This is a genomic window from uncultured Algibacter sp. (assembly GCF_947495925.1).
In the GTDB taxonomy this organism is placed as follows: Bacteria; Bacteroidota; Bacteroidia; order Flavobacteriales; family Flavobacteriaceae; genus Algibacter_E.
The window spans coordinates 1-8256 of the sequence record NZ_CANMAU010000012.1 but is presented as its reverse complement, the minus strand read 5'-3'; the positions used below and the strand labels follow the sequence as shown (position 1 = coordinate 8256).

The 8256-nt window shown below is 32.1% G+C and carries 6 protein-coding genes; 5 read left to right on the top strand and 1 reads right to left on the bottom strand.

Annotation, left to right across the window (positions count from 1 at the left end; genetic code table 11):
• Nucleotides 1–101 precede the first annotated feature (101 nt).
• Together Q0857_RS16535 and Q0857_RS16530 are read left to right on the top strand one after the other, a co-directional pair.
• A complete protein-coding gene (locus Q0857_RS16535) occupies nt 102–578 on the top strand; it encodes a hypothetical protein (RefSeq protein ID WP_298537935.1) in 477 nt (158 codons plus the stop codon).
• A 121-nt stretch (nt 579–699) separates the two neighbouring features.
• Nucleotides 700–1311, top strand: a complete 612-nt coding sequence (locus tag Q0857_RS16530; RefSeq protein WP_298537932.1) for a hypothetical protein — start codon at nt 700–702, stop codon at nt 1309–1311.
• Nucleotides 1312–1555: 244 nt separating this feature from the next.
• Here the strand turns inward: Q0857_RS16530 and Q0857_RS16525 are convergent, their stop codons facing one another.
• The gene (locus tag Q0857_RS16525) at nt 1556–1801 is read right to left on the bottom strand and encodes a hypothetical protein (RefSeq protein ID WP_298537929.1); all 246 of its coding nucleotides are present in this window, start codon (nt 1799–1801) and stop codon (nt 1556–1558) included.
• Between the two features lie 278 nt (nt 1802–2079).
• On the opposite strand from Q0857_RS16525, the gene Q0857_RS16520 reads away from it, so the two are divergent.
• From Q0857_RS16520 to Q0857_RS16510, 3 genes are read left to right on the top strand one after another with little or no spacing between them, the layout of a single operon-like run.
• Nucleotides 2080–4893, top strand: coding sequence for a DEAD/DEAH box helicase family protein (locus Q0857_RS16520; RefSeq protein WP_298537926.1), 2814 nt, complete (start codon nt 2080–2082; stop codon nt 4891–4893).
• Nucleotides 4893–6341, top strand: coding sequence for a restriction endonuclease subunit S (locus Q0857_RS16515; RefSeq protein ID WP_298537924.1), 1449 nt, complete (start codon nt 4893–4895; stop codon nt 6339–6341). Before Q0857_RS16520 ends, Q0857_RS16515 begins: the two co-directional genes overlap by 1 nt.
• A gap of 7 nt (nt 6342–6348) precedes the next feature.
• A complete protein-coding gene (locus tag Q0857_RS16510; RefSeq protein WP_298537922.1) occupies nt 6349–7872 on the top strand; it encodes a class I SAM-dependent DNA methyltransferase in 1524 nt (507 codons plus the stop codon).
• Nucleotides 7873–8256 lie beyond the last annotated feature (384 nt).

The following is an 8256-nucleotide window of genomic DNA, read 5'->3' as shown; positions in this document are numbered from 1 at the left end:
TTTGTTTGCTAGCTTCTGATTTTCCTTCGGAAAATCCTCGCACACAAACACGCAACTTTCCATATACATAAACGTTGGCAACAATTTAAACTCACTCAAAATTGAAACAAATTCAAACTGACTTTATTAACAAATTAGGAATTGGAGCATTTGCTTATATTTCAATTAGTGAATTTTGTGGATTATTCGAATATGTATTTGAGAACATTTTAATTATTATTAAAACGGAACCAAAAATAATTATTTGGCTACCAGGAATAATGAGTCTGATTCTTTTTACAGTAATTGTAATTTGGGGAATAAAAAAGTTTAACAAACCGATTGAAATTGATACGCGGAAAGTATTGAATTCATTAATCTATCTATATTTTGGAATTCTAATTGCACAATACCTATTCATATATTTCGGAACGGACTTTTTAACGGAAAAATATTCTGCCGAATTTGATTTTTATAATAAGGCAAATAAAGGAAGTTTAATTTTACGAGGCTATCTTGCAAATATTCCGATTTTACAATTTGTCGTTTTCGGAATTATATTACTGAAAAACAGAAAAACTGTTGCCAACAATGTATAAAAATAATGCTAAATTAGGTGCTTAATCAAAAATTAGTGCAATTTTGTTACGTCTGATTTTCCTTCGGAAAATCCTCGCACACAAAACCGCACTATTCTTATACGTAACCGTTAGGCAACATATGAAAAAAAACACGGTGACATTATTACTTTTAATTTCTTTAAATGTTATTGCTCAAAAAAAAACAAAAATATTTTTTGAGGATTTTGTTGAATGTTTTCATCCATATAAAACAACTGAATCTATTTTTATTTACAATAGTCCGAATGAAAATAAAATTGCGGAGTTAAGCGCATTAACCGAACCTCATTGTTGGTACAAATTTGCAATATCTGAATCAAAAGATGGTTGGCTGAAAATAGAAAATATGCTTGTCTTACCAGCTTGTGACGACAATGAGTTAAATAAAAACATTGGAAAATATAAAGGTAAGTGGATTAAAGCAAAGAATTTAAAAATTAATATTGGGCATTCTGGAGAAATAAAAATAGATTGTTTAAAAGATAAAACTGACAAAGGATTCGCCGAAAGTGGATATAGATTCTATTCTGAGCCAACTATAAACTCTGAAATAGAATTTTGTATAAACGGATATGTAGAATCTGAATTAATAGAAATAAATGGAACTTGGGCAAAACTGAAAATAGAGTACGATGGACAATTATATATTGGATGGATACAAAAGAAATATCAATGTGCTTATCCTTGGACAACTTGTCCTGTTTATGATTAAAAATACGTTGCCTAACAAAGTGTAAAAATAATTGCTTGGAAAGTGCCTACTTGGAAAATTCCTTCGGAATTTTCTCTCGTTCGTTTTTGTTTATTAAATTAGTTGCTTAATCACGCAACTATCCTTACACGAACCGTTAGGTTCAAGTGGCTTAAATAAAAACCAATCTAACGTGTTAAAGCCACCAAAACCTAACAATGCATATAAAAAATAGCTAGGTTCTGGTACTTTAATTAACATTTGGCTAGGCTTTATTTTCTGCCAACTCTAAACTTAAAGGAAGTTCATAAACTTGAAATTCGCTAAATGTTTCAGTCTTTCTGTCTTCATCAGAGTAACCGCTTAAACCAATTTCCATATATTTTCCGTGAGGAAATGGTCTAATAAAAGTTACTTCATGTATGCAATCTTTTCGCTCGTTTAAGTTGGTATGGTTTTCTATTTCAGAAACTAAATCACCTACTTTTAATGTTTTGATATTTACTGCCATTTTACAATTGGTTTTTGCCACCGCTAAAAAAATAAAGCGATGACGGTTATTATTTATTTATTAATTTTCGTTCTTTAATACGCTACTTTTCATATGCTAAACGTTACCTGCAAGCTAAAAAAAAGCCAGCCGCACAAATAGCACATTTGGTTTTTGCCAACACACAAGCCAAAACTTAAAAAACCAAAAGAGCTATTTTTTGCCAACGCTCGACCGAAAAATGAGCAGAAAAAATGTAAATTGACAACCGAAAAACGAATTAAAAATTAAACTATTGAATGACTGAAAATATTAACCAAAATCCTGAACAAATAGCTCGTGATAAAATAGACGAAATGCTACGAGAAGCTGGATGGTTGGTTCAGTCTAAAAAGAAAGTTGATTTATCTGCTGGAAAAGGAGTTGCAGTACGTGAATACCAAACTGATGTTGGACCTGCCGATTATGTGCTGTTCCTAAACCGAAAACCTGTCGGAATTATAGAAGCGAAACGTGAGGACGAAGGACACAGACTTACAGTTGTTGAGGAACAATCTTCAAACTACGCAAACGCTAAATTAAAATACTTAAATAACGACCCTTTGCCTTTCGTTTATGAAAGCACAGGAACAATTACAAGATTTACAGATTATCGAGACCCAAAACCGAGAGGAAGAAATGTTTTTAGTTTTCATAAACCAGAAACAATTGCAGAATGGTTAAAAAAAGGAAAAAGTCTTCGAGAAAGACTTTTGTCAATTCCTGCTTTAGATGAAACAGGACTTCGTCCTGCTCAAATTGTTGCAGTTAATAATTTGGAACATTCTTTCAAAAAGAACAGACCAAAAGCCTTAATCCAAATGGCAACTGGAGCTGGAAAAACATTTACAGCTGCAACTTTTGTATATCGTTTGCTAAAACACGCAGATGCAAAACGTATTTTGTTTTTGGTTGACACCAAAAACCTTGGCGAACAAGCAGAGCAAGAGTTTATGACATTTCAGCCAAATGACGATAACCGAAAATTTACTGAACTGTATAATGTTCAGCGTTTATCTTCAAGTTATATTGCATCAGATAGTCAAGTGTGTATTTCAACAATACAACGCCTCTACTCTATTTTAAAAGGAGAAGAATTAGACGAAAGTGCTGAACTCGATAATCCAAACGAAAATTCTTGGCTTCAAAATAAAATGTCAAAAAACAAGGCTGTTCCTGTTGAGTACACACCAAAAGTACCCATTGAACAATTTGATTTTATCGTCATTGATGAAGCTCACCGTTCCATTTATAATTTATGGAAACAAGTACTAGATTATTTTGATGCTTTTTTAATTGGTTTAACTGCAACACCAGATAAAAGAACCTTCGGTTTTTTTAATGAAAATGTAGTGAGCCAATATACTTATGAAGAATCTGTAACTGATGGAGTAAATGTTCCTTATGATGTTTACACGATTGAAACGGAGATTTCTCAAAAAGGAGAAACAATAAAAGCAGGTTGGTTTGTTGATAGACGAGATAAACTAACACGTAAAAAACGTTGGCAACAAGAAGATGAAGATACCGAATATAAACGCAACGATTTAGATAAAAAAGTTGTAAATCCTAGCCAAATACGAAACATTATTCGGGAATACAAAAAGGCGTTAAAAACGACTATTTACCCAAATCGTATTGACGAAAATGGAGATTACGAAGTACCAAAGACATTAGTATTTGCAAAAACGGATAGTCACGCAGACGATATTATAAAAATCATTCGAGAAGAATTTGACGAAGGCAATGATTTTTGCAAAAAAGTAACTTACAAAATTGAAGAAGACCCAAAATCGGTTTTAAATCGTTTTAGAAACTCTTATTACCCTAGAATTGCAGTTACAGTTGATATGATTGCAACAGGAACAGACGTAAAACCTTTAGAAGTTTTACTTTTTATGCGTGATGTAAAAAGCATCAACTATTTTGAACAAATGAAAGGTCGTGGAACACGAACTATCAATAGTGATTCTTTACAATTAGTTACCAAAACTGCAAAGACAAAAACGCATTTCGTTATTGTAGATGCTGTTGGTGCAACCAAATCAAAAAAAACAGATAGCAGACCTTTAGAGCGTAAAAAATCTGTACCAATGAAAGATTTATTGGGTGCAATAACAATGGGAGTTGCAGACGAAGATTTGTTTTTGTCTTTAGCAAACCGATTAATTCGTTTAGAAAAACAAATAACAGAAAAGGAAAAAGACAGATTATTGGAATTCTCTGGTGGTAAAAACCTAAAACAAATTACCAAAGAATTAATTACAGCTTTCGACCAAGACGAAATTGAAACCAAAGCAAAAATAGAGATTGACAAAATTCCTGTTCAAGACCAAACACCTGCTTTAATAGAAGAAGCTAAAAAAGAGGCTCAAGAACAATTGATTTTAGAAGCAAGTAAAACGTTTAACGGAGAATTAAATGGTTATTTGGATAATGTTCGTAAACAACACGAACAAATTATTGATAGCGTAAACATAGATACGGTTACAAAAAGCGAATGGGAAACCACTTCCGTTGATAAAGCAACCGAAATTGTAAAAGATTTTACCGAATATCTAGAAGACAATAAAGAAGAAATTAAAGCGTTGAGCATTTTTTACAACCAACCTTATAATCGTAGAGATATTACGTTTAAAATGATAAAAGATGTGATGGAAAAACTACAATTAGAAAAACCATTATTAGCACCTGATTATGTTTGGAATGCGTATGCAACTTTAGAAGACGTAAAAAGTAAACAACCCAAAGACGAATTAACTGCGTTGGTATCTTTAATTAGAAGAGCTTGCGGAATAGATAGCGAGTTAAAAGCCTACGACAAAACCATTGAAAACAATTTTAAAACGTGGATTTTTAAGCAAAACGCAGGACAACACAATCGCTTTACAAAAGAGCAATTAGATTGGTTACGAATGATTAAAGACCACATAGTGAGCAGCTACCATATAGAAATAGACGATTTAGATTACACACCTTTTGATGCCAAAGGCGGAAAAGGAAAAATGCACCAATTATTTGGCAACCAAATGAATGAAATTATTAATGAATTGAATGAAGTATTAGCAGCATAATGAAAGAAGATTGGATTGAATGTTGCTTCGAAGATTTATTAGATTACGAGCAACCTACAAAATACATAGTAAAAAACACCAAATATAACGACAGCTACAAAATGCCAGTTTTAACCGCTGGCAAAACTTTTATTAAAGGTTATACTAATGAAAATGAAGGTGTTTTCGATAATTTACCAACCATAATTTTTGATGATTTTACAACTGCTACGCAGTATGTAAATTTCAAATTTAAGGTAAAGTCGTCTGCAATGAAAATACTTGTGCCCACAAGTAAATTAATTAATATGCCTCTAGTATATTATGCAATGCAAATAAACCAAGTAAGAAGCGACACGCACAAACGATATTGGATTTCTGTTTTTTCTAAAAAGAGATTTCTTTTACCACCATTAGTTGAACAAAAAGCAATTGTAAAAAAAATAGAAGAATTATTTAGCAGTTTAGATAGTGGAATTGCAGACCTTAAAAAAGCGCAAGACCAATTAGTTGTATATAGACAAGCGGTTTTAAAAAAGGCTTTTGAGGGTGAGCTCACTAAAGAATGGAGAACAAAACAAACAAATTTACCCTCTGCTAGTGAATTATTAGAACTTATAAAAGAAGAGCGACAAAAACACTATGACCAACAATTAGTTGATTGGAAAAAAACCGTAGAAATATGGGAGAGGGATTCGAGAAAAGGAAAAAAACCTTTAAAACCGAAAAAGTTAATAGAAATATTGAATCTAACAGAGGAAGAGTTAGATAAATTGGATAGTCTACCAAATCAATGGTCTTATTCCTATTTGGCATATGCAGGAGAACTTGCTCGTGGTAAATCAAAACATAGGCCAAGAAATGATATAAAATTATTTGAAGGTGGTAAATACCCGTTCATTCAAACTGGAGATGTTAAAGCTCAAAAAATAATAACAGAATTTGACAAAAAATATAGTGAATTTGGCCTACAACAAAGTAAACTTTGGAAGAAAGGTACACTTTGTATAACAATTGCTGCTAATATAGCTGAAACTGGTTTTTTAGGAATTGATGCTTGTTTTCCTGATAGTATTGTGGGCTTCACCCCTTTCAATGTTATTATAAAAGACCAATACATTGAATATTTTTTTCAGTTAGCAAAAAATAGAATATCTGCCTATGCACCAGCGACAGCACAAAAAAATATAAACTTAACAATTTTAGAAAATTTAGTAGTTCCATTTTGTTCAAAACAAGAGCAACAACAAATAATCCTTGAAATTGAAAGTCGATTGTCTGTATGTGACAAAATTGAGGAAAGTATAAACGAAAGTTTACAAAAGGCAATCGCACTTCGTCAAAGTATTCTTAAAAAAGCATTTGATGGTAAATTGTTAAGTGACGAAGAAATTACTAAATGCAAACAAGATAAAGATTACGAATCTGCCTCTGTTTTATTAGAGAAAATAAAAGCAGAAAAGAAATAAAATAAAAATGACAGACTCAACAATAATATCAAAAATATGGAACCTTGCCAACGTACTTCGTGATGATGGTGTTGGTTATGGCGATTATTTGGAACAAATTACCTATTTGCTATTCTTAAAAATGGCAGATGAATTAAACAAACCACCTTATAATAAAGGTTTAGTTTTCCCAAAACTAAAAGATGTTGAAGGAAATGAAATTATTGATAGTGAAACTTGTAATTGGGACACACTTTCTGGTAAAAGAGGTGCTGATTTAGAATCTTTTTACAGCCAATTATTGCGTTCACTTTCCACAGAAAAAGGAATGTTAGGTCAAATTTTTACTAAAAGTCAGAACAAAATTCAAGACCCCGCCAAACTTTTAAAAGTCATAAATATGATTGACAAAGAAGATTGGAATATGATGGGTGCTGACATAAAAGGAAAAATTTACGAAGGACTTTTACAGAAAAATGCAGAAGATACTAAAAGTGGAGCTGGACAATACTTTACACCAAGAGCTTTAATACAAACAATTGTAGCTTGTGTACAACCAAAACCAATGAAAACCATTTCTGACCCAGCTTGTGGAACTGGTGGTTTCTTTTTAGCAGCTTACGATTGGATTGTAGAAAACAACAAATTAGATAGAGAAGAAAAAGAATTTATTAAAAATTCTACCTTTTACGGAAACGAAATTGTTGCCAATACACGTAGAATGTGCTTAATGAATATGTATTTGCATAATATTGGAGAAATAGATGGAGAATCATTTATAAATCCAAATGATGCTTTAATAGCAGATGATGGAAGTCGATATGATTATGTACTAGCAAATCCGCCTTTTGGTAAGAAAAGTAGTATGACAATTACCAATGAAGAAGGAGAAATTGAAAAAGAAGATTTAAGCTATAATCGTCAAGATTTCTGGGAAACAACTTCAAACAAGCAATTAAACTTTTTACAGCACATAAAAACGCAACTAAAAATTGATGGAGAAGCAGCAGTTGTACTTCCTGACAACATTTTATTTGAAGGAGGAGCTGGAGAAGAAGTAAGAAAACAGCTAATGAAAACAGCTGATTTACATACAATTTTAAGGTTGCCAACTGGAATATTTTATCGTCCTGGAGTAAAAGCAAATGTGTTGTATTTCAAAAACAAACCTGCAAGTAAAGAAGCTTGGACAAAAGATATTTGGTTTTATGATTACAGAACAAACGTACATCATACATTAAAGAAAAAACCAATGATGATGTCAGATTTAGAAGAGTTTGTAAAACTGTATAATCCCAGTAACATAAATAAACGAAAAGAAACTTGGAGCGAGGAAAATGAAGAAGGTAGATGGAGAAAATACACCTATGATGAAATCATCGCGAGAGACAAAACTAGTTTAGATATTTTTTGGCTCAAAGATAAAAGTCTGACCGATTTAGATAATCTACCAGACCCAGACATTTTAGCGAATGAAATAATTGAAAACATAGAATCTGGACTGAATAGTTTTAGAGAAATAATGGAAACGATAAACGGAGAATCGGAATAAGCCAACGCTCAAAGCCATACACATTGCCAAGTCGCTCAAAAGCCAACCGCTAAAGCCAAAACTTGGCAAAGAGTATGTCTTCTACCAACGCTAGCAAGTTTGCGGAAGAAAAGCCAGCAGGTAACAACGTGTATAAAACATAGCTATTATAGGCTTTCCGAGAGGTTTTTGTATATTTACAAAGTACGCCAAATTTTTTATTTGGTTATATTTATAAAAGAAAATTAAACATAAAAATAAAAAATTTGGCTCGTGCTAAATCCGAAAAGTTAGCGTCTATTTATACACTACATTTCATACACAAGACCGTTGTAAGCAAGCTAAAAAAACCGAATGGCAACATTATTAGAAGATATAAAAAAGCAATCCGATTGGACAGTTAAA